This window comes from Nonomuraea sp. LP-02, assembly GCF_036289125.1.
GTDB lineage: Bacteria > Actinomycetota > Actinomycetes > Streptosporangiales > Streptosporangiaceae > Nonomuraea > Nonomuraea bangladeshensis.
Genome location: NZ_JAXCLK010000002.1, coordinates 778,536 through 802,608 on the forward strand (window position 1 = coordinate 778,536; position 24,073 = coordinate 802,608).

At 72.4% G+C, this 24,073-nt stretch carries 22 protein-coding genes; 8 read left to right on the top strand and 14 right to left on the bottom strand.

Going from position 1 to position 24,073, the window contains the following annotated elements; genetic code table 11:
* Window positions 1-74 precede the first annotated feature (74 nt).
* A complete protein-coding gene (locus SMD20_RS46920; protein WP_329594232.1) occupies window positions 75-848 on the top strand; it encodes an IclR family transcriptional regulator in 774 nt (257 codons plus the stop codon).
* Here the strand turns inward: SMD20_RS46920 and SMD20_RS46925 are convergent.
* Window positions 845-1,927, bottom strand: coding sequence for an LLM class flavin-dependent oxidoreductase (locus SMD20_RS46925; RefSeq protein ID WP_329594234.1), 1,083 nt, complete (start codon window positions 1,925-1,927; stop codon window positions 845-847). The genes SMD20_RS46920 and SMD20_RS46925 overlap by 4 nt on opposite strands.
* Before the next feature lie 36 nt (window positions 1,928-1,963).
* Window positions 1,964-2,800, bottom strand: a complete 837-nt coding sequence (locus tag SMD20_RS46930) for a helix-turn-helix domain-containing protein (RefSeq protein WP_329594236.1) — start codon at window positions 2,798-2,800, stop codon at window positions 1,964-1,966.
* A 139-nt stretch (window positions 2,801-2,939) separates the two neighbouring features.
* Here SMD20_RS46930 and SMD20_RS46935 point away from each other — a divergent pair, with 139 nt between their 5' ends.
* From SMD20_RS46935 to SMD20_RS46945, 3 genes are all read left to right on the top strand, one after another.
* The gene (locus tag SMD20_RS46935; RefSeq protein WP_329594238.1) at window positions 2,940-3,665 is read left to right on the top strand and encodes an alpha/beta fold hydrolase; all 726 of its coding nucleotides are present in this window, start codon (window positions 2,940-2,942) and stop codon (window positions 3,663-3,665) included.
* Between the two features lie 185 nt (window positions 3,666-3,850).
* Window positions 3,851-4,633 carry a class I SAM-dependent methyltransferase gene (locus SMD20_RS46940; protein WP_329594240.1) on the top strand — a complete coding sequence of 261 codons (783 nt, stop codon included), beginning with the start codon at window positions 3,851-3,853 and terminating at the stop codon, window positions 4,631-4,633.
* A 57-nt stretch (window positions 4,634-4,690) separates the two neighbouring features.
* Entirely contained in the window at window positions 4,691-5,041 is a 351-nt protein-coding gene (locus tag SMD20_RS46945) for a hypothetical protein (RefSeq protein WP_329594242.1), read from the top strand.
* A gap of 191 nt (window positions 5,042-5,232) precedes the next feature.
* Here the strand turns inward: SMD20_RS46945 and SMD20_RS46950 are convergent, their stop codons facing one another.
* Window positions 5,233-6,495, bottom strand: coding sequence for an MFS transporter (locus tag SMD20_RS46950; protein WP_329594244.1), 1,263 nt, complete (start codon window positions 6,493-6,495; stop codon window positions 5,233-5,235).
* 86 nt (window positions 6,496-6,581) lie between these two features.
* Here SMD20_RS46950 and SMD20_RS46955 point away from each other — a divergent pair, with 86 nt between their 5' ends.
* Together SMD20_RS46955 and SMD20_RS46960 are read left to right on the top strand one after the other, a co-directional pair.
* Window positions 6,582-7,037, top strand: coding sequence for a winged helix-turn-helix transcriptional regulator (locus SMD20_RS46955; RefSeq protein ID WP_329594246.1), 456 nt, complete (start codon window positions 6,582-6,584; stop codon window positions 7,035-7,037).
* A 59-nt stretch (window positions 7,038-7,096) separates the two neighbouring features.
* A complete protein-coding gene (locus SMD20_RS46960) occupies window positions 7,097-8,020 on the top strand; it encodes an NAD(+)/NADH kinase (protein WP_329594248.1) in 924 nt (307 codons plus the stop codon).
* 37 nt (window positions 8,021-8,057) lie between these two features.
* Here SMD20_RS46960 and SMD20_RS46965 read toward each other — a convergent pair whose 3' ends face one another.
* From SMD20_RS46965 to SMD20_RS46975, 3 genes are all read right to left on the bottom strand, one after another.
* Entirely contained in the window at window positions 8,058-9,005 is a 948-nt protein-coding gene (locus tag SMD20_RS46965) for a glycoside hydrolase family 130 protein (protein ID WP_329594250.1), read from the bottom strand.
* Between the two features lie 88 nt (window positions 9,006-9,093).
* The gene (locus SMD20_RS46970; protein ID WP_329594252.1) at window positions 9,094-9,714 is read right to left on the bottom strand and encodes a serine hydrolase domain-containing protein; all 621 of its coding nucleotides are present in this window, start codon (window positions 9,712-9,714) and stop codon (window positions 9,094-9,096) included.
* The gene (locus SMD20_RS46975) at window positions 9,711-10,952 is read right to left on the bottom strand and encodes a glycoside hydrolase family 1 protein (protein WP_329594254.1); all 1,242 of its coding nucleotides are present in this window, start codon (window positions 10,950-10,952) and stop codon (window positions 9,711-9,713) included. Before SMD20_RS46975 ends, SMD20_RS46970 begins: the two co-directional genes overlap by 4 nt.
* Before the next feature lie 85 nt (window positions 10,953-11,037).
* Between SMD20_RS46975 and SMD20_RS46980 the strand changes: the two genes are divergently transcribed.
* A complete protein-coding gene (locus SMD20_RS46980; protein ID WP_329594256.1) occupies window positions 11,038-11,676 on the top strand; it encodes a TetR/AcrR family transcriptional regulator in 639 nt (212 codons plus the stop codon).
* A gap of 23 nt (window positions 11,677-11,699) precedes the next feature.
* On the opposite strand, the gene SMD20_RS46985 is transcribed toward SMD20_RS46980, so the two are convergent.
* The 3 genes from SMD20_RS46985 to SMD20_RS46995 form a co-directional block, all read right to left on the bottom strand.
* Window positions 11,700-12,230, bottom strand: coding sequence for a GNAT family N-acetyltransferase (locus SMD20_RS46985; RefSeq protein ID WP_329594258.1), 531 nt, complete (start codon window positions 12,228-12,230; stop codon window positions 11,700-11,702).
* Between the two features lie 107 nt (window positions 12,231-12,337).
* Window positions 12,338-13,390, bottom strand: a complete 1,053-nt coding sequence (locus tag SMD20_RS46990; RefSeq protein WP_329594260.1) for a protein kinase family protein — start codon at window positions 13,388-13,390, stop codon at window positions 12,338-12,340.
* A gap of 396 nt (window positions 13,391-13,786) precedes the next feature.
* Entirely contained in the window at window positions 13,787-14,209 is a 423-nt protein-coding gene (locus tag SMD20_RS46995) for a hypothetical protein (protein WP_329594261.1), read from the bottom strand.
* A 165-nt stretch (window positions 14,210-14,374) separates the two neighbouring features.
* On the opposite strand from SMD20_RS46995, the gene SMD20_RS47000 reads away from it, so the two are divergent.
* Window positions 14,375-15,598 carry a PxKF domain-containing protein gene (locus tag SMD20_RS47000; RefSeq protein WP_329594263.1) on the top strand — a complete coding sequence of 408 codons (1,224 nt, stop codon included), beginning with the start codon at window positions 14,375-14,377 and terminating at the stop codon, window positions 15,596-15,598.
* An 11-nt stretch (window positions 15,599-15,609) separates the two neighbouring features.
* On the opposite strand, the gene SMD20_RS47005 is transcribed toward SMD20_RS47000, so the two are convergent.
* From SMD20_RS47005 to SMD20_RS47025, 5 genes are read right to left on the bottom strand one after another with little or no spacing between them, the layout of a single operon-like run.
* The gene (locus SMD20_RS47005; protein WP_329594265.1) at window positions 15,610-16,506 is read right to left on the bottom strand and encodes a hypothetical protein; all 897 of its coding nucleotides are present in this window, start codon (window positions 16,504-16,506) and stop codon (window positions 15,610-15,612) included.
* A gap of 48 nt (window positions 16,507-16,554) precedes the next feature.
* A complete protein-coding gene (locus tag SMD20_RS47010; RefSeq protein WP_329594267.1) occupies window positions 16,555-17,568 on the bottom strand; it encodes a hypothetical protein in 1,014 nt (337 codons plus the stop codon).
* Window positions 17,568-20,399 (bottom strand): hypothetical protein, encoded by a 2,832-nt coding sequence (locus tag SMD20_RS47015; protein WP_329594269.1) that lies wholly within the window; start codon window positions 20,397-20,399, stop codon window positions 17,568-17,570. The genes SMD20_RS47010 and SMD20_RS47015 overlap by 1 nt, the downstream gene beginning before the upstream one ends.
* A gap of 26 nt (window positions 20,400-20,425) precedes the next feature.
* Complete coding sequence (locus tag SMD20_RS47020; RefSeq protein ID WP_329594271.1) at window positions 20,426-22,843, bottom strand: hypothetical protein; 2,418 nt, start codon at window positions 22,841-22,843, stop codon at window positions 20,426-20,428.
* Window positions 22,840-24,066 carry a DUF4407 domain-containing protein gene (locus SMD20_RS47025; RefSeq protein ID WP_329594273.1) on the bottom strand — a complete coding sequence of 409 codons (1,227 nt, stop codon included), beginning with the start codon at window positions 24,064-24,066 and terminating at the stop codon, window positions 22,840-22,842. The genes SMD20_RS47020 and SMD20_RS47025 overlap by 4 nt, the downstream gene beginning before the upstream one ends.
* Window positions 24,067-24,073: the final 7 nt, after the last annotated feature.

The following is a 24,073-nucleotide window of genomic DNA, read 5'->3' on the forward strand; positions in this document are numbered from 1 at the left end:
GCGGGAAGCCTTCCCGGCCGGACCGGCCCCCACCTGGTCCCGGCTCTCCCTACTCGGAAAACGGAGTTTCCCGCATGGCAGCAGACGGCGGTGTCCAGTCGGTACGCAGGGCGATCGGCCTGCTCGGCTGCTTCGGCGGCGGCGACGCCTCGCTCAGCCTGTCCGACCTGTCACGCAGGATGGAGCTGTCCACCTCGACCACGCACCGCCTGGCCAGAACGCTGACCGCCGCGGGCTTCCTGGAGCAGGAGGACCGCACCGGCCGCTACCGTCTCGGGCCGTCGATCACGGAGCTGGGGCAGCTCTCCTTCCACCGGCGCGGCCTGCACCGCATCGCCCCCGAGCTGGCGGAGCTGGCCCGGATCACCTCCGCGACCGTGGACCTGGCCGTACGCAACGACCGGCACGCGGTCATCCTGAGCGGCGGCTCGCTCAACCCCGACAGCGGCGTCGGCCTGCGCCGCCCCCTGCACTCCACGGCGCTGGGCAAGGTGCTGCTGGCCTGGGACCCGGAGGGCAGTGCCGACCTGGAGGCGCTCGGCCCGCTGCGGGCGCTGACCGGCCGCACCATCGTGGACCACGCCGAACTCCGCGCCGAACTGGACCGCGTGCGCGAGGCCGGGTACGCGCTCAACGACGGGGAGTCCGGCGACGGCATCCGTACCGTCGCGGTGCCGGTGCTCGACCGGCGCAACCACGCCCGCTACGCGCTGGCCGTACGCTCCACGCCGCTGGTCATCAGCGACGCGCGGATCGGCTGGTTCGCCGCGCACGCGCGGGCCTGCGCCCGCGCGCTGGAGGTGCTGCTGATCCCACCGGCCGAGCGCCGCCTCCGTCCCTCCTCCTAGGTCACGCCGTTGTGCCGGCTCTTGTGCCGCAGCAGCGGCAGGAGCCGGTCGCCTTGGCGGACGAGCTCCGGCAGGTAAGGGGTGTCGGACAGGACGAAATGGGTGATGCCGAGGGCCTGGTAGTCGCGCAGGGACGCGGCCACGTCCGCGGCGGAGCCGACCAGCCAGGTGGTGGCCGCGCCGGCGCCGCCGTACCGGCCGGGGGCGGTGTAGAGGTTGCGGTCGAGCACCTCGCCCCGCTCGGCCAGGTCCAGCAGGCGTCGCTGGCCGGCGGCGGCGTTCCAGTTCACGTCGCGGGCGATGCGGCCCTGCGCCATCGCGGCGACCCGGTCCTCGGCGTCCGCCCACGCCTCGCCTGTGGTGTCGCGGACGACGGTGGTGACGCGCAGGCCGAACTCCAGCGGCGGATGCGTACGGCCGAGCCGGTCGGCGAGCCCCTTGAGGCGGTCGATGCGTTCGGCGACGTCGGCGAGCGGCTCGCCCCAGAAGAGCTGCACGTCGGCCTCCGTGGCGGCGACCCGTTCGGCGGCGGGCGAAGCGCCGCCGAAGTAGAGCGGCGGATGCCGGCGCGCTCCCCGGACGGCGGGCCGCGGCTGCACGGTGGAGCCGGTGACGCGGAAGTGCTCGCCGTGGTGGGTGACGTCCTCCTCGGTCCACAGCCGGCGCACGATCCGCATGAACTCGCGGGTACGGGCGTAGCGGGCGTCCCGGTCGGCCGCGTCGTCGCCGTAGGCGGCCGGATTGTCCTCGCCGGAGACGACGTTGACCAGCACCCGGCCGCCGGTGAGGTGGTCCAGGGTGGCGGCGGCGGAGGCGAAGTGGGCCGGACGCCAGTAGCCGGGCCGGACCGCGATCAGCGGCTGGAACGTCGTCGTCCGCGCCGCCAGGGCGGCGGCCACGGTGAAGGTGTCGGGCCGGCCCCAGCCGGTGCCGAGGAGCGCGCCGTCCCAGCCGTGCTCCTCCAGCGCCGTGGCCTGGGCGGTGAGCGTTTCGAGGCTGTTGTGGCCGGCGACGACGTCGTCGCCCCGGTGGCCGGGCCGGGCCTGGTTGGGGATGTACCAGAGCAGTCGGGGGCTCATCCGCCGTCCCTCCTCCAAATAACCCTAATTCCAGGGTTATTTTAGGGGAAATGGGATCGGTGTGACGGAGGCGAGGAGCGCCAGCTTCTCGGCGCTGCCGGTGCCGGGGTCCGGGTGCAGGACGACGAGCGTCTGGCCCGCCGCGCCGCTGACGCCCAGCCTCTCCCGGTTCAGCCACAGCTCACCGACCTGGGGATGGTCGAGGCGCTTGGGCGTGCCTTCGCAGGTGTTCACGTCGTGGCGGGCCCAGAGCCTGCTGAACAGCGGGCTGGCGAGGGAGAGCTCGCCAACGAGCTCGACGAACCGGGGGTCGTCGATGTCGGTGCCGACGGACTTGCGGAAGCCGGCGACCATGCCCTGCGCGGCGTCCTCCCAGTCCGGGTAGAGAGCCTGCTCGGCGGGGTCGAGGAACACGTCACGCAGGCGGTTGCGCCCCGCCACGAGACGCGGCGACAGGGCGGTCGCCTGCGCGTTGGCGGCCAGGACGTCGAAGGCGCGGCCCTCCACGTACGCGGGCAGCGCGAGCGTGGCGACGAGCTTGGCGACGCCCGCGGGGACGCTCTCCTTGCGGGGCCGCCGCCGTCGCCGCCGGGGATCGCCCGCCCCGAGGCGCAGCAGGTAGGCCGTCGCGTCGTCGTCGAGCCGCAGCACGCGGGCGAGGGACTCCAGCACCTGCGCGGACGGGTTGCGGTCGCGGCCCTGCTCCAGGCGCAGGTAGTAGTCGGCGCTGATGCCGGCGAGCATCGCGACCTCCTCCCTGCGCAGGCCCGGCACCCGCCGTACGCCGACGGAGGGGATGCCGGCCTGTTCAGGAGTGACGAGCTCCCGGCGGGCACGTACGTAATCGCCCAGAAGGTTGGATTCGCCGCTCATGCGCCCACGGTAGTGCGCGCGCCTGGGTGCGTGCCTGGCCCCCTCACCCCCAGGATCGCGAGGGCTCTGGCTGCGCCGGCGGACGAGCGGCAACCTCACTCGGGACCGCACACCCCTTTCATGAGCAAGGAGCTGCACCATGTCGACATATGTCCTGGTACACGGGGCCTGGCACAACGGACGATGCTGGGAGCGGGTGGTCCCCCTCCTGACCTCGGCCGGGCACCAGGTGGCTGCGCCCTCACTGACCGGCTACGGCGACAAGGCCCATCTGCTCGGCCCCGAGGTGGGACTGGACACCCACGCCGACGACATCGTCGAGCTGATCACCGAGAACGACCTCACCGACGTGATCCTCGTCGGCCACAGCTACGCCGGGCTGGTCATCTCCTCCGCCGCCAACCGCATCCCGGAGCGCATCGCCCACCTGGTCTACCTCGACGCGATGGTCCCGGAGGACGGCGAGAACGCGGTGGACGTGCACCCCATGACCCAGGCCCTCATCGACGGCGCCGCGCAGTCCGGGACCGGCTGGCGGATCCCGCCGATGCCCGAACTGCCGCCGCCCCTGGGCCTGTTCGGGGTCACCGACCCGGCGGACGTGGCCTGGCTGCGGGCGATGCTGTCGGACCAGCCGGCGCTCTGCCTCCAGCAGCCGGTCCGCCTGGACAACCCCGCGACGCGTACGATCCCGCGGACGCACATCCACTGCGTGGCGGACGTACCGGAGGGCATCACCCGGCGGCCCGTCCCGGCGACGCAGCCCAACGGCAGCCCGGCACAGGTGTGGGAGCTGCCGACGGGCCACGACTGCATGATCACCATGCCGGCCGAGCTCACCGAACTGCTGCTCAAGCTCGGCTGACCCGGGCGTCGGCCTCCATGTGCGCATGGCGGTGACGCTGGAGATCGACGCGGTCTCCGGCGCGCCGACGCCCAGGACCGCGACCGTCAGGACGACCGCGGCCACCCTTCTGGTGACCGGCGCTCAAGCGCGCGCCAAAACCGTTTGTCGACGACGCGGCCCGGCGGACATGATCAGGTATGCCGGTGACACCAGAACTGCTCGCCTACTACGACCAGGACAGAGAGGACGGCCGACTGCGCGAAGGGCGTGGCCGGCTGGAGTTCTGGCGTACGCAGGATGTGCTGCGCAGGACGCTGCCGCCGGCGCCGGCCCGGGTGCTGGACGTGGGCGGCGGCACCGGCGTACACGCCGAGTGGCTGAGCGCCGACGGCTACGAGGTCGAACTGCTGGACCCCGTTCCCCGCCACGTCGAGCGTGCCGCACGACTGACCGGGGTGACCGCGCGGCTGGGCGACGCCCGCCGGCTGCCCGTCGCGGACGCGAGCCAGGACGCGGTCCTCCTCCTGGGCCCCCTCTACCACCTGCCGGACCGAGCCGATCGAGTGCGGGCCCTGACCGAGGCCCGCCGCGCCCTGAGACCCGGCGGCGTGGTCGCGGCTGCGACGATCAACCGGCACGCGGCCGTGCACGACACCATCCACACGGGGCACTACCTCCAGGAACGGGAACGGGAGGCCGCGCATGCGGCAGCGACGGACGGGATCATGATCTCTCCCGGGCGAGGATTCCCGGCCTACTTCCACGACCTCGACGAAGTGCCGGGAGAATTCGCCGACGCGGGCTTTCCCGATGTCGAACGGTACGGCCTGGAAGGCGCCTTCTGGCTGTACGGCGACGTCGGCGACTGGCTGGACGACCCCGAGCGCCGAACCCTCCTGCTCGACGCGCAGCGCTCGATGGAATCGGTGCCGTCGCTGCTCGGGGTCAGCGGCCACCTGCTCAGCCTCGCCAGACGCGATCACTGACACGATCCACTTGGCCGTACCCCCTGCACAGCCCTCCCTCGTAACGGTCTGCCGGCAGTGGCGGCCCTGGATCTGCTCCTCGCCTTGTCGATGGTCACGGGAGGATTGACGCCCACGCCGGCGGGACTCGCTGCCGCCCTGGGATACGTGCACGCGTACCGGCTGTTCAGGGCCGCTCGCGAAGCCGGCGCCTCGCCACGGGACGCGCTGAGAACGGTCGCCGACGCCCTGGTGCCGCTGCGGGTACGCATGCTCATGAGAGCCGAGCACCGAAACCTCGCCGGCTTCGCGCTGTGGGTCAGGCGACGTCAGGACGGGGTGCCGCTGGATGGCGTCAGCCTGGAGTGGATGCCGGCGGCTTCGGACGCCTCGGCCGACCTGCCGACGGCGGAACTTTCGAGGGAGTGAAGACGACCCTCCACAGCGGCACGGTGACGGTTCCCCAGCTGGGTGAGAGACAGGCCGGGAGCTCACCCCCGGCGGTCCGCCAATACCAGCGCGACAACAGCGTGGTCATCGCCTTACTGGTCATCATCCCTCCAGCCAGTGCAGACTCGGCTCGCTGGTCTCTGTCCGTAGCCGGTATTCGGTGGCCCCGGTCATGTCGAAGTGTCATGGAGCTGGGCTTCTTGTCCGGCTTGGTCAGTCCCTTGTGTTTCCTCTCGTGCCTGGCGCGTGCCTGCTTTCTCGGATCGGAGGTTCGCGCGATCGAGGGGTGGTCGCCTGTCGATCGCCCAGACGGCCAGCGCGCAGGCCGCGAATCCGGCCCCGAGGAGACCGGAGCCCGCCCAGCCGTGGGAGGTGAAGATGGCCGTGGTCGCGGCTGCGCCGAGGGCGGAGCCGAGCGAGTAGAAGACCATGTAGCCGCCGATGACGCCGCTGGTGCGATCCGGATGCGCGGCGGTGAGCAGGTGCTGGTTGCTCACGTGCACGGCCTGGACCGCGAAGTCGAGAGCCACGATTCCGGCGATGAGGAGCCACAGTGACCACGGCAGCTGCGCGATCGCCGCCCACGAGAGGATGAGCAGGGTGAGCGCGAGACCGGTGACCGGGGCGGCCCGTCCTACATCCGCCCACCGTCCCGCGCGTGCCGCGCCGAGTGCGCCGGCGAGGCCGGCGATGCCGAACAGTCCGATCTGGCTCTCGCTCAGCTGCCACGGCGTGTCCGCCAGAGGCAGGGCCAGTCCGCTCCACAGGGTTCCGAACGACGCGAACAAGAAGAACGCGATGAGCCCGCGCGTCAGGAAGACGCGCTGCCCGAACAGTTCGCCGAGTGAGACGACAGCTCGCCTGTACCCCGTAGCTCGGTCGAGGTGCTCCTCTGACGGCAGTACGACGAGGACGAGGGCCGCGAGCCCGAGTGACAGCCCCGCGAGCACGGCATAGACGCTCCGCCAGCCCCACACCTCGGCGAGCGTGCCAGTGACGACCCGCGCGCCCAGGATGCCGACGACGACGCCCGAGGTCACGACACCGATGTTCCGTCCGCGTTCGGCAGGCGGCGAGACCGACGCGGCGTAGGCCACCGTGGTCTGCACCACGACCGCGAACATCCCCGCCACCGTGAGCCCCACGAACGCCACCCATGCGGCTGACGCGGAGGCCGTCAGGATCACGCCCACCGCGGTGAGCGCCAGGTGCACGGCGATGAGCCGGCGCCTGTCGACCACATCTCCGAGCGGCACCAGCAGCACCAGCCCTGCCAGATAGCCGACCTGGCCGGCCGCCACGATCCACCCGGTGAGTTCTGCCGGCACACCGAGATCGCGTCCCATCGGCTCCAGAACCGGCTGCGCCGCATAGATGCTCGCCACAGCGACACCACACACCACCGCGAGCAGCAACCGCCGCCACACATCCATCGCACTCCACCCCGATCAGTAGCAGTTTGCAACCAATCGGACCGTACGGCATGATGGTTTCAATTCGCAACTCATCAGGAGGTGTCATGTCGCGCACCACCATGCGCGTCCCGAGCCTCGACTGGACCGACCCCGACTGCCCCGTCGCCCGCACGCTCGACCTCGTCGGCGACAGGTGGAGCCTTCTCGTCATCCGCGACGCGATGGACGGGGCACGGTCGTTCACCGAGTTTCAGCGACGCACCGGCATCGCTCGCAACATCCTCACCGACCGCCTCCGCAAGCTGATCTCTCACGGGCTCCTCGACCAACGCACCGCGCCATCGGGCCGCCGCCAGGAATACGTGCTCACCGACACCGGCCGCGACCTCTTCCCCGTCATCCTCACCCTGCGACAGTGGGGAGAACGCCACGCCTTCGCCCCCGGCGAGACCCACTCCACCCTGGTCGACCAGCACGGCACTCTTGTGCCGGAGATCGCGCCGACCAGCGCCGACGGCACCCCCCTCGACGCCGACACCACCCACGTGCAGAAGACCTGATAGAAAGCGGACCCTTGGCGCCTTCAGCGGACTGGCCCCCTGAAGGGTAGGGGGCTTCCATGCGAGCGTCGTCAGGCCGGCCGCACTTCACCGTGGGGCTGGTGGTGCACCCGAGCCGGTCCGTTCTGGACTCCATACGGCTGATCACCCGATACGCGGGGCGTAGCGGGGCCGCCGTCATAGCCCGCTGGTGCGACGCCGAGCGGGTAGGGCCGGACGTGGTCACCGTCGCGCCCGAGGAGTTCGCCGACCGGGTGGACGTCCTGATCAGCCTGGGCGGTGACGGCACCATGCTGGGGGCGATGCGCCTGGTGGTCGGCCGGGGTGTGCCGGTGCTCGGCGTCAACCATGGCAATCTGGGCTTCCTCATCGAGGTCGGTCCGCAGGAGCTGGAACCGGCCCTGGACCGGCTGGCAGAGGGTCGCTACACGCTTGAGCCGCACAGCTGTCTGGAGGCGGGCGATTCCAGGGCGTTCAACGACATCGTGATCGCGGCGGAGCCGCTGTCGAGCCTGACGCTCGACCTCGAGGTGAACGGGCTGCGGCACGGCTACTACCGGGGTGACGCCATGATCGCCTGTACGCCCACAGGCTCGACGGCCTACAACTACGCCGCGGGCGGCCCGGTCATCTCGCCGTCCGCCCCGGCCGTCGCCCTGACCCCGGTCGCCCCGATGTCCGGCATCAGCCGCTCGGTCATCCTGGGCAAGGACGACCACATCGTCCTGCGCAACCCGTCCGGGGAGGTGCCGCTGATCTTCTCCGTGGACGGCACCTCGGCCGGCCCGCTCCAGCCCGGGGCCGAGCTGTCCGTACGGCTGCGCACCGAGGCGGTGGACGTCGTCCGCTTCGACGCCGACACCCACTCGCAGCGCAACCGGGTCAAGCTCAGCCTGCTGGACCTGCCGCTGAGGCGGGACCAGCTCGTGGAGCTCATCCCCCAGCCGCTGCGCGACCAGGCCGAACGTCTCCGCCGCGGGTAGGCCACCAGGTGACGGAGGGTCCGGCGGGGCTCGGGCATCAGGAGGGCCGCTCGGGAGCGTGGCCGTCGCAGACGGCGACGGCCACGGTCGTGTCGCTCTGACCGTAGTAGGCGAACCATTTCCCTCGGAAGTGGACGAGCCCTTCGACGAAGGTGACGTTGGCGACCAGGCCGTGGGTGTCCTCGAAGCTGGTGGGCCTGAGCCACGGTTCGCTCGTACGGGCCACGACCGTCGCCGGGTCGGTGAGGGCTACCGCGATCTGCCCGCACCGGTAGTCGACATCGGCCGGTGAGGACGCGGTCGCGCCGTTGACCAGGAACACCAGCGAGTTGTCGGCCGTGCGTACCGGTGGCGCGCCGATCTCGACCAGCGTGGAGTCCCACTGGCCGGGCGTCGGGGCGTGCATGGGGTGCTCGTCGTCGGCGATCGGCGTCCAATGCAGCAGGTCGGTGGAGGTGGCGGCGTGGATGGTGCCTTCGCCGAACCACATCCAGTACCGGCCGCCGATCGGCTCGGGGTGGATGACGCCGGCCTTGCTCCACGGCTGGTCGGGACCGTACGGCAGGGTCTTCCAGGTGTTGAACCCGGGGAAGAGCGGGCCGTGCTTCGTCCAGGTGCGCAGGTCGGCCGACGTCGCCAGGCAGAGCTGCGCGCGGGCACCGTCGAAACCGGTGTAGGTCAGATAGAAGGTGTCCGCCACGCGCGCGATGCGCGGGTCTTCGCAGCCGGCGCGTTCGTAGCCGTGCTCGGGTACGAGCACCGGGTCGTTCTCGCGGTCGAACCGTACGCCGTCGTGGCTCCAGGCGAGCCCGATCCGGGAGACGCGGTCGGCGGCGTGCGCCCGGTAGAGCAGGGCGACGCGGTCGCAGACGACCACGGCGGCGGGGTTGTAGACGTTCGCAGCCTCCCAGCCGTCGCCGCGCGGACGAAGGATCGGGTTGGCCGGGTGCGGCTCGAACGGGCCGAGCGGGAAGTCGGCGATCATGGCGTCGTCCCTGGATCGAGGATGGCGTCGGCGAGGAGGGCCTGGGTGATCTTCTGCAGCGGCGGTGCGGAGGAGGACAGGAGCTGGATCATGCCGATGTAGAGGAGGTCGTGCTGAGGATCGACCCAGAACCAGGTGCCGGCCGCACCGTCCCACTGGGAGGTGCCACGGCCGACCGGCGGTTCGGCACCGGCAGCAGCCGCAGCGGACCGCCCGTGCAGTACAGCGCGGCCCGGCGGCGGAGCGGCTCGACGATGTGCTCGCGGAGGAAACCGGGCAGGGACTGGCCGCTGAGCCGTTCGATGACGGCGCCTTGCAGGTCCATCGAGATGCTGTAGCGCCGCCCCACAAGTTCGGACCGGTCACGGCCGTAGGTGAAGCCCGCGGTGTGGGTCATCAGTTCCCGCATGGTGGGCGGGTGGACGGGGTCGGCCAGGATGCCCATGGCCAGGCCGGTGACCGGTTTGGTCATCGAGAAGATGCGGAAGATCGTGTCGGTGCGCATCGGCCGGCGCGGGAACCGGCGATCGAGCCCCATGGCGCGGAGGCGTACGATCTCGCCGTGCCGGGCCACGAGCGTCACGGCTCCGGCGATGACACCTTCGTCGATCTTCCGGCGTCCGGCCGCGTCGACCCGGTCCAGGCCCTTGGACGAGAGGCCGACCTCTTCGGGTTCCGCGGCGCCGAGCCCCGTCGTCGGCGCGCTCACGCGCTCTCCCGCCTGTTCGGGTTCTGCGGCGGCGCGAGCGAGCCCAGCCATTCAAGGGACGGCTTCGGGGTACGGGCGAATGTGGTGCGGTCGACGGCGACCAGGCCGAACGTCGGCCCCCAGTGCCCCCACTCCCAGTTGTCGAGCAGGCTCCAGTGGAAGTAGCCGCGCACGTCGGCGCCGTCGTCCATCGCGGCCCGCAACGACTCCAGCGCGCCGGTCGTGTAGGCGATGCGCCGGGTGTCGTCGGCGGTCGCGACGCCGTTCTCCGTGACGATGATGGGAACGTCGCGCACCACGCGCGCCACCCGGCGCACCGCTCCTCCCAGCGCGGCCGGGGTGAACTCCCACCCGGTCTGCGTGCGCTCGGCCGCCGGATTCTTGACCACCGAGCCGTCCACGCGCAGCCGTCCGCCGGTGTAGGTCTGCACCCCGACGAAGTCGTCACCGGCGCTCGCCCGCAGGAAGACCTGGTCGCGAGGCTCGGCGTACGCTTCGAGCGCCGCTTCCGCGCCGGGTTCGGCCTGGTAGTCCTGCACCGAGACGCCCCAGCCGACACGCAGCCCGGGATGGTTCGCCCGCAGGCGGGCGACGGCGGCCCGGTGGACTGCGATCATGACCTCAGTGGTCGCCTCGTCCGGTACGGGCATCCCGCGGGCGAGCCCGCCTGAACCGGTGAGCTTCGGGAACATGGCGACGATGTTGGGCTCGTTGATGGTCTCCACGTGCTCGACAACGGCGTCGAGGACCGGGGCGAGCGCGTCGACGTAGCGCAGGAACCGTTCGGTCGCGTCCGGGCGCAGCCAGCCGCCACCTGCGGCGAACCACAACGGCAGCGTGAAGTGGTGCAGCGTCACCAGCGGCCGCAGCCCGCGCGCCACCGCGCCCTCGGCGACGCGCCGGTAGTGCGCGACGGCTGCCCTCGACAGGTGACCGTCGGCCGGTTCGACACGCGACCATTCGATGCCGAACCGGTAGTCGGTGAACCCGGCACCCGCGGCGAGGTCGAGGTCCTCGGGCCAGCGGTGGTAGCCGTCCACGGCGTCACCGCAGCGCTCGGCGACCGTCGTACCCGGCTGGTTCTCCCGGTACCACCAGTCGCTGGCCACGTTGCCGCCCTCGGTCTGATGCGAGCCGGTCGCGACACCCCACAGGAAGCCCGGCGGGAACAGCGCGGCGCATGGTCGGGGTTCGGCGTGGACAGCGCGGGCGCCGGTGACGGAACGGCTCACGTCCATCGGTGATCTCCTCGTACGGGGGCGGCACACCGGGCACTAAAACACAGCAGTGCTGGGTTTTCGAGAAGGCTAGTACTGTCAGCTCATGGCCACAACCACCCGCCGCGGCCCTTACGCCAAAGGGATCGCCAAACGGCAGCAGATCCTGAAGGAGGCGCTCGCCGCCTACGCCGAGAGCGACAGCACCGGGCCGTCCCTGCGGGCCGTCGCCAAGCGGGCCGGGCTGAGCGAGCGCGGCCTGCTGCACTACTTCGCGGCCCGCGACGAGCTGTTCGTGGCCATCCTCGCCGAACGCGACGCCGCCGACCGTGCCACCTTCGATCCCGACGGACCTGTCGACGACCTCGCCGCGGTGACCGCACAGAGTGCCAGGACGCCAGGCCTGGTCCGGCTGTTCCTTGAGATGGCAGCCGCCGCGCCGGACCCAGGGCACGCGGCCCACAGTTTTTTCACCCGGCGCTACCGGGAGCTCCGGGAGCTCCTCGCCCGCAAGTTCCGGCGCTCGGCCGAAGCGCGGCCGGTCGTCCCCGCGCGAGCTGTCGACCCGGAGTTCGCGGCCCGCATCCTGATCGCCGCCTCCGACGGTCTCCAGGCCCAGTGGCTCCTCGACCCGGCGATCGACCTCGAGGACGACCTCGATCGCCTGGCCCACCTCCTCCTGGCGGCGCTGACTTCCTCCACCGAAGCCGACCCCGCCACCGAAACCGGCCCTGCCGTGCAGTGACTCGGTTCCATGCGCATCGCGCGTCAGCTGGCCGGGGGCCGCAGGCCGAGCCACTGCTCGGCGTCCCAGGCATGGAACCGCTCGACCTCGGTGAACCCCAGCTTCGCCGCGAGGCGCATCGAGCCGACGTTGGCGCTCTGGGTGGTGAGCACCACCGGCTCGCCGGGAAGGACGCCGTCGAACCAGTCGAGCGCCGCCGCGCACGCCTCGGCGGCGTACCCTTGCCCCCAGGCCTCCGGCAGGAACAGGTAACCGAGATCGGCCTTCCCCACGGCAGCCGGGCGGCGGTGCCCGACTGCTCTCCTGAGCAGGATGTGGCCGATCATCGCCCCGTCGAGCTCGACGACGAAACTCCCGGGCCATCGCTCGGGCACCTCGGGCAGCTCACGCTCAAGCTCGTCACGCGGGCGGGGACCGCCGAGGTAGGTGTGCACCTCTGGCGAGGCGAGCAGCTCGATGAACGTCGTGCGGTCCCGCGCCTCGGGTTCACGGAGCACGAGCCGCCCGGTCCGGATCGGCTCAGGCGGCCAAGCCACCTGTCCTAGATCTGACATGCGCGCTAGGCTAACATTCCGGATGGAATTGACGATCTCGCGTAACTCGTAGCTGCCCTCGTGACCGCTGACGGACGGGTGCGCGGCCTTCCACGCCGTGAGCCCCCTTACTCGAGCGGCAGGGAGTGCCGTCCGGCGACCTGGCGGATCTCCTCCAGCGGGTACGGCGTCTTCCTGCTCTCACTCTGCAGCTCGTGGTAGAAGTCGTTCAGGACGGTGGCCAGAGGGCTGTGCCGCGACAGCAGGGCCGCGACCCCGCCGGGCATGCCGGCCGGCCGCTCTCCCGCAGCCCATTTCCGTACGAGTTCGCGCCGCCCCTGCCAGGCGACGCCGTGGAAGGCCCCGGCCAGCCAGTTCACCAGGAACGACAGCGTGTAGGTCCGGTCGAAGGTGAGGTGCCGGCGATAGAAGACCTGTTCCTCCTCCGACAGGTCGAACCGGGTCGACACGGCCTGCCCGAAGTCGGTCAGGTAGAAGCGGCGCCCGTCGGTGAGGACGTTCTCGAAATGCGCGTCGAAGTGCAGCAGGCCGCCGGTGTTCATGAAGGACACGGCCTCGCGCAGCCCTTGGTCCACCAGGGTGCAGGCGTGGTCGGCGTCGCCCGTGCGTACCTGCTCGTCCAGCCACTGGTGCAGGTTGCAGGGGAAGTGCTCCAGGAAGAGCGTCAGGCTCGCCGGCGCCTCCGCCAGCGCTTCGAGGCGGCGGCGCATGCCGGGCGCGCCCTCCCAGAACGTGACCGCCCGATCGATGTCGGCCAGCACTCCGTACAGCGGGGCGGGCTCGGCGTCGGGCAGCACCCGCCAGTGATAGAGCAGCGGGAAGGTGGGGGACCGGCCGGTCAGCACCCACTCGGTGGTCATCGTGTGCGCCGCCAGCTCGCGCCAGGCGCCGAAGCCGGGCGAGCCGATGCCGTACTGGCAGAAGGGCGGCAGCCCGAACAGATTGGCCGTCGAGTGCGGGTGCCGCAGTTCGAGCTCGGTGAGGGGCACCCGTTTGACGAAGACCTGGGTGCCACCGACGTCGAGCCGCGCGGACGCCCCGCCGATGCCGGTGCCGAGAGGAACGCCCTCGCGCTCCAGCAACTCGGCCAGCTGCCGGTCGTCGTAGCGGTCCAGGGCCGTGGAAACGTCGCGATGGGTGGTCGACCGCGTGTCCGTCATCGTGATCACTTTACTCAACCGGCCGAGTCGGTCTGGGCGCCGCACACATCCAGCCTTGTACCGCAAGATCAGTGACGTGACCGACCACCCCGTCCTCACCTCAGGAGCCCGCATCTCATGTACTTCATCCACCGCGACTGGGAAGCCGGGCCGCTGTGCAAGAGCGTCCGGCACGCGCCCGGCCGTACCGTCCTGGAATGGTTTCGCGGCCTGTGGGAGCCGGGCGGCCTCGACCGGGCGCACTCCGACCTGAACGGCGCACCCTACGTGCTGGAATGGCTGAGAGAATGCGGCGACACCCCTCCTGAGAACATGGTCGAACTACGCCGCCGGATCCGGATACAGCTGGGGCCACCGCCACCGACGTGGCCGGCGAATGGGCGGGGCCACGGGAAGTCAGGCCGGACGGCGTCTGCTTCCTGGAAGGAGGGCCGAACTCCTCTCGCACTTCGGTGAGGGTGCGGTCGTGAGCAGCCCAAGCGGTGATTCTCCGGCGCAGGGACCGAGATCAGGCAGGACGGTGGCGAGCGCTCCCGTCACGCCGAGGGAGTTGAAGGCGCCCCGCGCTTCCAGGGACTGCAATGCTCGCGCCCACTCCGTCTCCTGACGTTCGGCGTAGGCCAGGTGGTCGAACAGAAGGCGCAGGGCTGTCTCGCCCCCGAACATGCCGGGCCGGCGAAGCGCTTGGTTGAGCCGGCCTTTGAGGTAGGTGCGGATCTCGGTCGACGAGCGTGGCCCGGGCGAGGTCGTCATGTTGCTCGCTCCATGTCGCTGGGGTAGGTGCTCCTCATCGTTCGTTGTCGTGACGAGTTCGCGCACGTTCGGCTCCTCCGCAATCCCTGGACCATGACCCTCCCGTGGGGGAACATGCGTCGGAGGCGTCGCGCGGCGGCCACGGGGGATGCGGAGGCTGCCGTCACTTCTTACCTGCCTGCCGCCGTACCACGTCACCGGAGGCCGGCCTCACGGGAAAGGGGTTCTGTCTTGTCCGTACGAGCATCAGCCACCTCTCATCGGCTCTCGACCCGATTAGGCGCGATCATCGCCTGCCTGGTCCTGGCCCTGAGCGGCGGCGTGACGGCCGCCGCCCTCGACGCGGCGCCCGCGCACGCCGCCTACCCCGGCGTCAACGGCAAGATCTACTACCTCTGGGGCGAGGACATCCACAGCGTCAACCCCGACGGCACGGGGAGCTCACCTCTCGTCCAGGGCCCCGAGTACGAGTGCGCGGTGGACGCCTTCCCCGACGGCCAGAAGCTCGTCTTCGCCCGCTGTGACGCCCCTGCCGAGCTGTACACGGTGAACGCCGACGGCACCGGGATCACCCAGCTCACCACCGGCTCCGGCGTCAACCGCCTGGGACTCGCCGTGTCCCCCGACGGCAGCAAGATCGCCTACTCCTCCACCGACGGCCTCAAAGTGGTCAACGCCGACGGCACCGACCCCGTCACCCTGGTCGAGGGGGATGCCACACAGCCGGCCTGGTCCCCCGACGGCACCAAGATCGCATACGTGTTCAAGTCGGATGTCTACACCCGCAACGCCGACGGCACCAACCCGCAGAAACTGACCACCCAATTCGTCACCGGCTCCTCCACCCGCCCGGACTGGTCGCCTGACGGCACGAAGATCCTTTACATCCAGTCGCAGATGGGCCCGCCCCCGGTCGTCTGGGTGATGAACCCCGACGGCAGCGACAAGACGATGCTGATCGCCATCGCCACCTCGGCGGTGTGGTCCCCGGACGGCACCAAGATCGTCCGCTACAGCGGCGGCTACCTCGTCACCTTGGACGCCGACGGCTCCAACCAGGTCGTCTTGCCCGTGAGAGGCAACGTCGGCGACTGGGCGCCCTCCCGCTACCGTTTCGGCGGCTTCCAACCGCCCCTGGCCGCCCCGCCCGCCGTCACCCACCGCAAGGCGGGCGCCGCCGTGCCCGTGACCTTCAGCGTCGGCGGCGACCAGGGCCTCGGCATTCTCGCGCCCGGCTCTCCGTCCAGCCAGCCGTACGACGCCGAGACCGGCGAACCGACCGGCCCGCCCGAGCCGGCCCAGGACGCCGGACAGTCCGGCCTGCACTACGACCAGGACACCGGCACCTACACCTACGTGTGGAAGACCGGCAAGGCGTGGAAGGACACCGCGAGGAGACTGATCCTCACCTTCGAGGACGGCACTCGCCACACCGCCGACATCCAGTTCCGCTGACCCCGATCCGGTCACCAGCCCAGGCTCAGGCCGAGGGCGGCGATCAGGGTCGTCGTCACGGCGGCGCCCGCCAGCGCGCGCAGGTCCGTCGAGCGCAGGAAGGAGCGCAGGAAGGAGCGCAGGAACGGGCGCGGGAGCGGGCGGCGGGCCAGGGCGGTGGCCAGCCCGGCCACCGGCCCGGCCGCCAGCGCGACCACGGCGGCGGGCGAGCCGTCCTGCAGGCCGCGTACCGCGCACACCACCGCCACGGACGCCGCCAGCCCCACGAGCAGCGGCCCGGCCAGCACCCGCGCCCGCCGGCCGAGCGCCATGGCGGCCGTGGCGAGCATCGCCACGGGGGCCAGCGCGATCACCGCCATGGTGGCCCGTGAGCTGGCGGTCGTGGCCGACGGCAACGAGTCGGCCACGACCGTGAGCAGGAACAGCAGGGCGGCCGAGGCCACCAGGGCGCAGCCGTTCCCGCCCAGCAGCCACGGCGGGGGCGGCTGCGCCCTGGCCCGCCGCAGCAGCTCCCACGCCAGCCCGGCGGTGCAGGCCGAGACGACGATCAGGAAGGCGGCGTGGTACCAGCCGGCCCAGGAGAAGGTGTGCGCCCGCACGAGCAGCCAGTTCACCCGCGGCGCGGGGTCGAGCAGCCAGGCGAGCTGGGTGGCGAGACCCACCAGGCCGCCGGCCGCCGCGGCGAGCCCCGGCGGCCGGCCCCGGTGGGTGCGCGGCAGGAGCGTGACGCCTCTGGTCAGGCCGTAGACGATCGCCGGCAGCAGGATCGCGTCCCCCACCGTGCCGCTCCAGTAGCGCCACATGTCCGGCCCGGGCAGGTTGCCGGGGACCGTGGCGGCGGCCATCGCCCCGAACCCCGCCGCCAGGCAGGCCGCGGCGGCGAGTGCCGGGTGTCGGTCAGGCGTCATACGGGGGCGCCCCGAGTCGTGCCGGCCGGTCATCGCCGGTGCTCCTGCTCATCGCCCGTACAGGACACGGGCCGGGCGGTTGCTGGGGGTCTGGCCGTCGCCGGGGGACTCGTACCAGGCGCGCAGGCACCACAGGATCTGGCCGCGGCGGGCTGCCCCGGCGTCGATGCCGATGTTCCTGGACGCGGTGGGCGCCCTCTGGCCGGATTCGCCCTCGCCGTAGCGGCCCTCCTGGATCAGGCCCAGCCTCACCCGCGGGTCGGCCTCGGCGACGTTGCGCAGCAGGGCCTCGAAGGAGCGCTCGCCCAGCCTGACCCACCAGCTGCCGGGGGCGGGCAGCGGCTGCGGGTAGACCGAGCGGACGGCCTCGTCGAGCCGGACCAGCCAGTCGATCGTGGACGTCCCGGAGGCTCCCGCCAGCTGGCCCACCCACTGCAGCACGGCCGAACGATACCGTTCGCGCTCCTGCTCGTCGGCCAGGTGCACGCTCTGATAGTCCTGCCTGAGCGGCGTCCACAGGTCCGGGTCGAGGTCGATGGCGTTGAGCACGTCGCTGATGACCGCCGCCACGTCGCGGTGGCGTTCGAGCGCGTCCGGGCCGAGCGCGGCCCCGACGTCGTCCCGCAGGCCGTCGGGGGGACGGAAACCGGCGGTGACGTCGGGGAACGCCTCCGCCGCCCTGGTCCGCCAGCGCTCCGCCTCGGCGGCCGGCAGCCGCAGCAGGACGCCGGCCAGCCGCGCGGGATCGTCACCGTCCAGGGGTCTGTGGCAGTGCGGGCGTACGGCGGGGTCGGCCGACAGCTCGGCCGCGAGCGCGGCCCATCCGTCAGCGACCGCGGGCCCGGCCGGGGCCGGGAGGAGGAGGCGGGCGCCGAGTTCCCGGTGCACGGTCTCCGCCGCCCGCCACACGGCCTCGTCCTGACCTCCGGGGTCGCCCCGGTACAGCAGCAGCGCCAGGTCGCACGCGCACCGGGCGAGGACGTCGCGGGCGGCGCCGCCCAGCTCGGACGTCCGGTCGGCGAGCAGCGTGGTGAGCGCGGCGTCCAGCGGGCCGGCGGCCATCAGTGCTCCCCGGTGAACGGGTCCCACGAGCGCCGCCAGTTCGGCACGCCCACGTCCATCGCGGCGGCGTGCACCGCTCCCGGCACCTTGTGGATCAGCTCGACGGCGCCGGCGGGCAGGTATTCGGGATGTCCCGCCATCACCCGCAACCGTCCGGTGGAGTCGAGCGTGGCCCAGTGCCGCAGCGTACGCCGGGTCCGCGGGTCGTCGTCCGGGTACGGCGCCGCGACCGCGCCCAGCTCGATCCGCCGCCCGTCCGCCTCGCACGCGACGAACAGGTACTCGTCGCCGGCGGGAAGGGGCAGTGCCGTGGCGGACACGGCTCCGCGCACCGGCGCGGCCCCCATGTCCAGCGAGTGGAAGGCGTGCGGGAAGGCGGCCTCGGGCTCGGCAGGGAGGGGCGGGAACACCGGCACGCTCGCCCCGTCGGCGGTCAGCACGTGGACGGCCAGCCCTCGCCGCATGATGTCCTGCAGCGTGTCCGGCCGGATCGTGGTGCCGTCCGTCGCGCCGTCCACGATCAGGTGGCTCGTGGTGCCGCGGCGCAGCAGGATGGTCGGGTTGAGCTCCTGGTCGATCTCGAACTGGAAGTAGAGGTCGCGCGGCGGCTGGGCGGCGCCGGCTCTGGTCAGATAGCGGAAGCGTCCCCATTCGATCGACTCGCCGCCCTCGATGCGGCGGTGCACGCGGATGTCGGGCCGCAGGGGCAGCCAGCGGCCGCGGGCCCGCATGCGGCCCTGCCGGTCCCCGATGTCGAAGACCGCGCCGGAGCCGATGAGCTCGGTCGTGCCGGTGTCGTTGTCCACCAGGTCGAAGCCGCCGGGCACGGTGAGCAGCAGGTTGTCCACCTCGATGTGCAGCACGTCGTCGCCTCTGGCCAGGCGTTCGACGTGGTGCTGCTGGCCGCGTTCGACGGCGCTGTTGTCGCGCTGGCTCTGCGCCCAGCAGGCGCCGATGGACGTGGCCTGCTTGGCGTAGTCGCTCTCCACGATCAGGGCGGCGGGGTTCCACACGATCGGCGGCGCCGGGTCGTCCGCGGCGCCGGCCTCGGCCTCGGCGTTGACCTCGGCGGCGAAGCGGTTGAGCACGGTGTCGCGGACGATGGCCATCTCGCACGACTTGCCGGACAGCGCGATGCAGTCGAGCTCCTCGCCGGGCTCGGCCCGCAGTCTCGACCGGGTGAGGTCGGCGGCCAGCGTGACGGCCGTCTCGATGATCGGCCTGGCGAGTCTGGCGAAGCCGTCCTGGTCGAGGTGCACCTGGGCCGGCTTGAGCCTGCCCACCTCCTCGCGCCGGCCGAACCCGTCGGGCAGCACTCCGGCCAGGTCGCTGAGCAGCGGGGCGGGCATCTCCCAGTCGGCGCCTTCGCCGAGCTGGTACTTGGCCCGTTCGGCCTCGCCCCACAGCAGGTCGAAGGCGCGCTGCCCGCCGCCGGCCGCGTGCGTGGGCAGCAGGTCCCGCAGCGCCTCGGCGACCGGCGGCGGAGCCGGCGAGGGGTCGGCGTTGCCGAGGATCAGGTCCGCGAACCGGGGCTGCGCGCCGAGGTGGCGGGCGCCGTCGCCGGTCGCCTGGGCGTCGAGCGCGTCCACGATGAGCGCCTTGAGCCAGTAGAAGATCTTCAGGGTGAGCAGGTCGCCGCCGAGCTGCGCGTGGCCCGTGGAACCGAGGACCCGGGGGCGCAGCAGGTAGTAGCGTCCCTGGACGAGCGGGTCCAGCCGGGGATCGGGCACGGTGAGGTCGTGCAGCTCCAGCAGGAGCAGGGCGATGTCGGTGGTGCCGCCGCCGATGTCGATGACCAGCAGGACCTGCCGCCACATCCGCTTGCCCGGCACGGGGCGGCAGCGGGCGCGGAACGCCTCGATGCCGGCCTGCGCGTCCCCGCCGAAGTCGCGCATCAGGAAGAACAGGGCGGCGGCGACGGCCTCGTCGTAGTCCATGTGCACGTCCATCGGGGTGCGCAGGCCCAGCGCGTCCGCCACCAGCTCGCGCAGGCGCTGCCGCGCGCCGGGAGGCGTGGTCGTCGGGTAGGTGACCACCACCTGCTCCACCCGGCGGCCCTGAAGCTGGGCCTCCTGCAGCGTGTCCGCGTACTCCTCCACGCGGCGGGCGAGGTCGGCGTAGGCGGCGGCGAGCAGCAGGTCGGTGTCGTCCGCCCAGCCGTCCTGCCGGACGTCCAGGCCCGGCGCCAGGCGTTCGGGGGTGACGAGCCGGCGTTTGAGCCCCCGGTACAGCCGCCGGTGCCGGCCGTCCTCCAGCGGGTCGACCAGCAGCGCCGCCCCGGCCCCGCCCTCCGGCACGGCGAGCACGCTGGCGATCTCCCGCGACCGTTTGGGCGCGAGGGTGAGCGCGACCCGGTCCAGCCTCAGCGAGGGCATCGGCGGCACCCGGAACACCTGGTCGTGCACCTCGTGCAGGCGCTCGACCAGCCAGCGCAGCTCGTCGTGGTCCAGGGGCAGGGTCTCCAGCTCCGTGCACACCGCGTCGAGCAGCGCGCCGCGCGTGCTCCGCCGATGCGCGCCGTCCAGCTGCTCGGCCAGCGCGGCGCAGCTGGTGATGGGTTCCTCCTGCCCCGCCTCGCCGGCCAGCCGGAAGTTGACCCGGTCGAGCAGCTCCCGCTTGGCCTCCTCGCGCGGCCATTCCCGCCTCAGCAGCGCGGCCACGCGGCGGTCGGCCTCCCGGGACCTGTCGGGGTCCAGGCCGTGGGGCGAGCGCCGCCGGTCGTGGAACATGGTCGCGGTGGCGGATGACGTGCCCAGGTCGAAGGCCAGGGTGTAGAGCCGCTCGCAGCCGGCCAGGGACGGCCGCAGGGGGGTCCTCGTGCTGTCGTTCATCGGTTCTCCTTGATCGTGGTCGGCTGTCACAGCAGGTCGTCGTAGCCCTGGCCGGGGAGGTCGGGGCCGGGGCGGGGCCGGCGGGTCCTGCCGAGGTCGCCGGGGGTGGGCAGCTCGCGTTCCAGCTCCTGCATCGCCTCGGTCAGCCGGCCGTGCAGGTCGGCCACGACGCGGGCGACCCTGCTCTGCACGGTGTAGGCCATGCCGTTGGCCAGGTCCCTGCGCAGCTGGAACAGCCGGCTCTGGTGCCGGCGCGCCACGGTGCGCTCCCTGGCCTCCGTGTGCCGGCCCATGGCCGCGTGCCAGGGCAGGGCGTGGTGGTCCGCGAGCGGGAACAGGTGCTCGTCCACGGTGAGGTCGGCGCCGCCCGCCGAGTGGATCGAGGTGCGCAGCACCTCGGGCACCCAGTCGCGCGGCCGGGTCAGGTAGCGCAGGAGCAGCATCCGTCGTTCGCCGCCGTCGGCCGGGTCGAGCAGGGCCAGCCGCTCCTCCAGCAGCCCGCCCGTACGCGGGTCGTCCAGCAGCTCACGGGCGGCCGCCACGGCCTGCTCACAGTCGTCCATCCACCGGTCGAGGGCGGCCGAGAGCAGGTCGAACGCCTCGTGGTGGGCCTCGGCGAGAGCCCGCATGTACGGCTCGCGCAGGCTCTCCGTCGTGTCGGCGGCGCCGTCGTCCGTCCGGGCGGGCGCCGGCCCGGGGAAGACGGAGCGGTGCTGCACGGCGCGCGGCTCGATCGTGCCCCTGACGCTGCGCCGCATCGTCTCCGTCCAGCAGTTCCACAGGTAGACGTCGCCGATGACGGCCCGGCGGACGTGGTCGAGCACCGCGCGGCCGTCCGGCAGGGTGAGCGCGCTCAGGCCGCTCAGGCGGGAGATCCGCTCGCGCATGGCCAGCGCCGCCTGGCTCAGCGCACGCGCGGCGTGGGCGACGCGCTGGTCGTCGCCGTCGGCCGCCGGGCCGCCGCTCTCCAGCCGCTGCAGCCGTTCGAGCCGGTCGCGCAGGTCGCGCTGGACGGCGCGGCATTCGCCGAGCAGGATGCGTACGCCGTGCTCGCGCAGGTGGACGGTGATCCGCCGGCGCAGCGACTCGATGCCGCCGTCGGCGGTGTAGCCGGCCAGCGCCGCGGCGAGGCGGTGTTCCGGCGCGTGCGCGTCGCCGGCGGCGTGCGCGCGTAGCGAGGCGGTCACGGGCTCCCAGCCGCGGGCGCGCTCGCGCACCTCGCGGTCCCGGCCGAACACGGCGCTGGTCAGCGTCGTGGTGTCCGCGCGGCCGCCGCTCAGCTCGCCGGCCGCGCGCAGGAGCGAGGCCAGCTCCTCGCTGAGCCCGCGCAGCGCGGTGAGCGTGACGGCGGGGCCGGGGACGGGCGGGGTGATCGCGTCGAAGTGGTTGGCGACCACCAGCAGGGAGTGCGCGAGCTCCTCGCGTGACCAGCGTCCTCCCTCCAGCAGCCCGCGCAGCCGGGCCGGCCCGACGGTCTCGGACTGGCGGGCGTTGATCACCACGGCGATGCTGGTGACCCGGCGCAGCTCGCGCTGGCTGAGGTACTCGTCCCTTGCCCCGCCCAGGGTGTTCAGGCCGGGGTGGTCGCACAGCTCGACGCCGCGGGGGTCGCCGACGGCCGACAGGTCCCACAGCCTCTCGGGCATGCGTACCTCGTAGGTGACGCGGCGTACCAGCGGGAAGACCTCGCGCAGGGACTGGGCGGTCAGCTCGGCGTCGGCCGGCAGCGGCGCGACGAAGTGCCGCTCGGGGAACGCGTCCGGGATCGTACGCGAGCCGCCGATCTCGATCGCCTGGTGCAGCAGGGCGGCGTCCACGGCGAGGTGCTGGCCCGGGTCGGTCGCGGGCAGCAGCCGCCCGCCTCTGGCGACGGCGTCGCGCAGCCGCAGCAGCTCGTAGGCCAGCGCCCGCACCTCGGCGTTGGCCTGCGCGTCGCGCCAGAGCGGCCGGGCGAACTCCTCCAGCCGGTCCCAGCCGTCCACGACCGGGTTGTAGCCCCGCAACATGCCGATCGGGTACGGCAGGCGGCACTCCGCGACCACCGCGTGCAGGCGGGACATGATGAAGCCGGCGCACTCGGCGACGGCGTTCAGCGACAGGAAGCTGATCCAGCTGCCGGCCAGTTCCGGCACGTCGCCTCGCGGGTCCGGCAGCACGCGCACGGCCGTCACGTTGCCCGTCGCCGGCGCGCCCGAGACCTTGAGCAGCTCCGGCATGCGCAGCAGCGCGGACATCAGCCGCGACTTGCCGGCGTTGGAGTCGCCGACGAAGGCGAAGGTCATGCGTTCCTCGGTGCGCTCGGCCAGCTCGGCGGCGAGCCGTTCGGCCTCCTGCCGGGCGACGCGGACGTGCGCCTGGGTGGCGGGCGGCTGCTCGCGCAGCCGGGCCAGCACCTTCTCCGCGTAGTCGCGCAGCTCTTTCAGCTCGGCGAGGTCATCGGTCATCTCCGGACTCCATTCGTGTTCTGGGGAGCGGTCCGCATGTGGTCCATGCGCCAGTCGTGGCGCCAGGACTCGCGGGTCATGGCGGTGTCGAACTCGAGCCGGTCGCGCGCCCTGTCGAGGTCGGCGCGGAGCCGGTCCCGGCCCATCTGCCGGTCGAACTCGGCCCGCTGCCTGGAGCCGTAGATCGTCCACCGGCCGAGTGCCTTCATGCTCAGCGGCATCAGGTCGAGCGTCACGAACAGGCCGCGCACCAGCCAGGGCAGGGAGGCGATCGCGGGGTCGCGGTTGGCGTCCATGAAGGCGGAAAGGCCCCGCAGCTGGGTGAGCCAGCCGTTGTTGGCGTAGATGGCGTCGATCTCCTTCTTCAGGCCGGGGACGGCGGCGACCGCCTTGTCGCCGCCGCGGCCCAGCGCCACGGCCTGCCGGGTGAGCGCGGCGCTCTGGCGGTCGTAGCCGGCGTCCTGCAGGGCGGTCGCCTTGCGGACGCGCCGCAGCTCCCCTCTGGCGTCCAGGTAGTCGGTCCTGGCGTCCCCGGCGGCCGGGCCGTAGCCGACCAGGCCGGTGCCGGAGATGCCCTTGGCCTCCTCGACGTACCGCTTGCGGGCGCGCTCGGCGGCCCTCGCGGCGGCGTCGCGCAGGTCCTTGTTGTGCGCGAGCTGCTTGCGCAGCTCCGCGGCCCGGAACTCCAGCCGCGCCACCGCCCTCTGGCGGGCCTCGGCGGCCTGCCGCTCGTGCACCCGGGCCGTCTCCTCGGCGATCTCCGGGCGGAAGATCATGAGCACCAGCGCGTCGCCGATGAGCCAGGCCACGATGACGGCGAGGACCACCCGGGCGCCGAAGAAGACCGCGCGGGCCGGCCCGGACCGCCGGCTGCCGCCGTAGGAGGGTTCCCCCACGATGGAACGATCCAGACAGAAGATCAGCAGCGCCCACACCGCGGCGTACGCCAGGAACGCCGGCTGGAAGGCGCCCGCGATGATCGAGGCGTACAGCGTGAACGTGATGCCGGCCATCAGCGCCACCAGCAGCACGAAGACCCCCACCATGCTGTAGCGGTACAGCTCGGTGCGCGAGGCCAGATGCCCGGTGTCCACCGCCCCGCACCACAACAGGAACCTGGTGACCCGGCCGGCCCGTGGCCGTCCTCGTTCCTCCATCGTCGCCCCCATCCCGTGTCCCCTCGCGTGCACTTCCAGCGTGCGCGGGAACGGGGTACGCGGCATCGGGCGA

Coding starts and splice junctions, on each gene's coding strand:
- SMD20_RS46965 (WP_329594250.1), bottom strand. CDS start 9,005: ATGATCGCCGACTTCCCGCTCGGCCCGTTCGAGCCGCACCCGGCCAAC.
- SMD20_RS46920 (WP_329594232.1), top strand. CDS start 75: ATGGCAGCAGACGGCGGTGTCCAGTCGGTACGCAGGGCGATCGGCCTG.
- SMD20_RS46950 (WP_329594244.1), bottom strand. CDS start 6,495: ATGGATGTGTGGCGGCGGTTGCTGCTCGCGGTGGTGTGTGGTGTCGCT.
- SMD20_RS46935 (WP_329594238.1), top strand. CDS start 2,940: ATGTCGACATATGTCCTGGTACACGGGGCCTGGCACAACGGACGATGC.
- SMD20_RS46955 (WP_329594246.1), top strand. CDS start 6,582: ATGTCGCGCACCACCATGCGCGTCCCGAGCCTCGACTGGACCGACCCC.
- SMD20_RS46975 (WP_329594254.1), bottom strand. CDS start 10,952: ATGGACGTGAGCCGTTCCGTCACCGGCGCCCGCGCTGTCCACGCCGAA.
- SMD20_RS47025 (WP_329594273.1), bottom strand. CDS start 24,066: ATGCCGCGTACCCCGTTCCCGCGCACGCTGGAAGTGCACGCGAGGGGA.
- SMD20_RS47020 (WP_329594271.1), bottom strand. CDS start 22,843: ATGACCGATGACCTCGCCGAGCTGAAAGAGCTGCGCGACTACGCGGAG.
- SMD20_RS46930 (WP_329594236.1), bottom strand. CDS start 2,800: ATGAGCGGCGAATCCAACCTTCTGGGCGATTACGTACGTGCCCGCCGG.
- SMD20_RS46960 (WP_329594248.1), top strand. CDS start 7,097: ATGCGAGCGTCGTCAGGCCGGCCGCACTTCACCGTGGGGCTGGTGGTG.
- SMD20_RS46980 (WP_329594256.1), top strand. CDS start 11,038: ATGGCCACAACCACCCGCCGCGGCCCTTACGCCAAAGGGATCGCCAAA.
- SMD20_RS46985 (WP_329594258.1), bottom strand. CDS start 12,230: ATGTCAGATCTAGGACAGGTGGCTTGGCCGCCTGAGCCGATCCGGACC.
- SMD20_RS46925 (WP_329594234.1), bottom strand. CDS start 1,927: ATGAGCCCCCGACTGCTCTGGTACATCCCCAACCAGGCCCGGCCCGGC.
- SMD20_RS47005 (WP_329594265.1), bottom strand. CDS start 16,506: ATGACGCCTGACCGACACCCGGCACTCGCCGCCGCGGCCTGCCTGGCG.
- SMD20_RS47010 (WP_329594267.1), bottom strand. CDS start 17,568: ATGGCCGCCGGCCCGCTGGACGCCGCGCTCACCACGCTGCTCGCCGAC.
- SMD20_RS47015 (WP_329594269.1), bottom strand. CDS start 20,399: ATGAACGACAGCACGAGGACCCCCCTGCGGCCGTCCCTGGCCGGCTGC.
- SMD20_RS46990 (WP_329594260.1), bottom strand. CDS start 13,390: ATGACGGACACGCGGTCGACCACCCATCGCGACGTTTCCACGGCCCTG.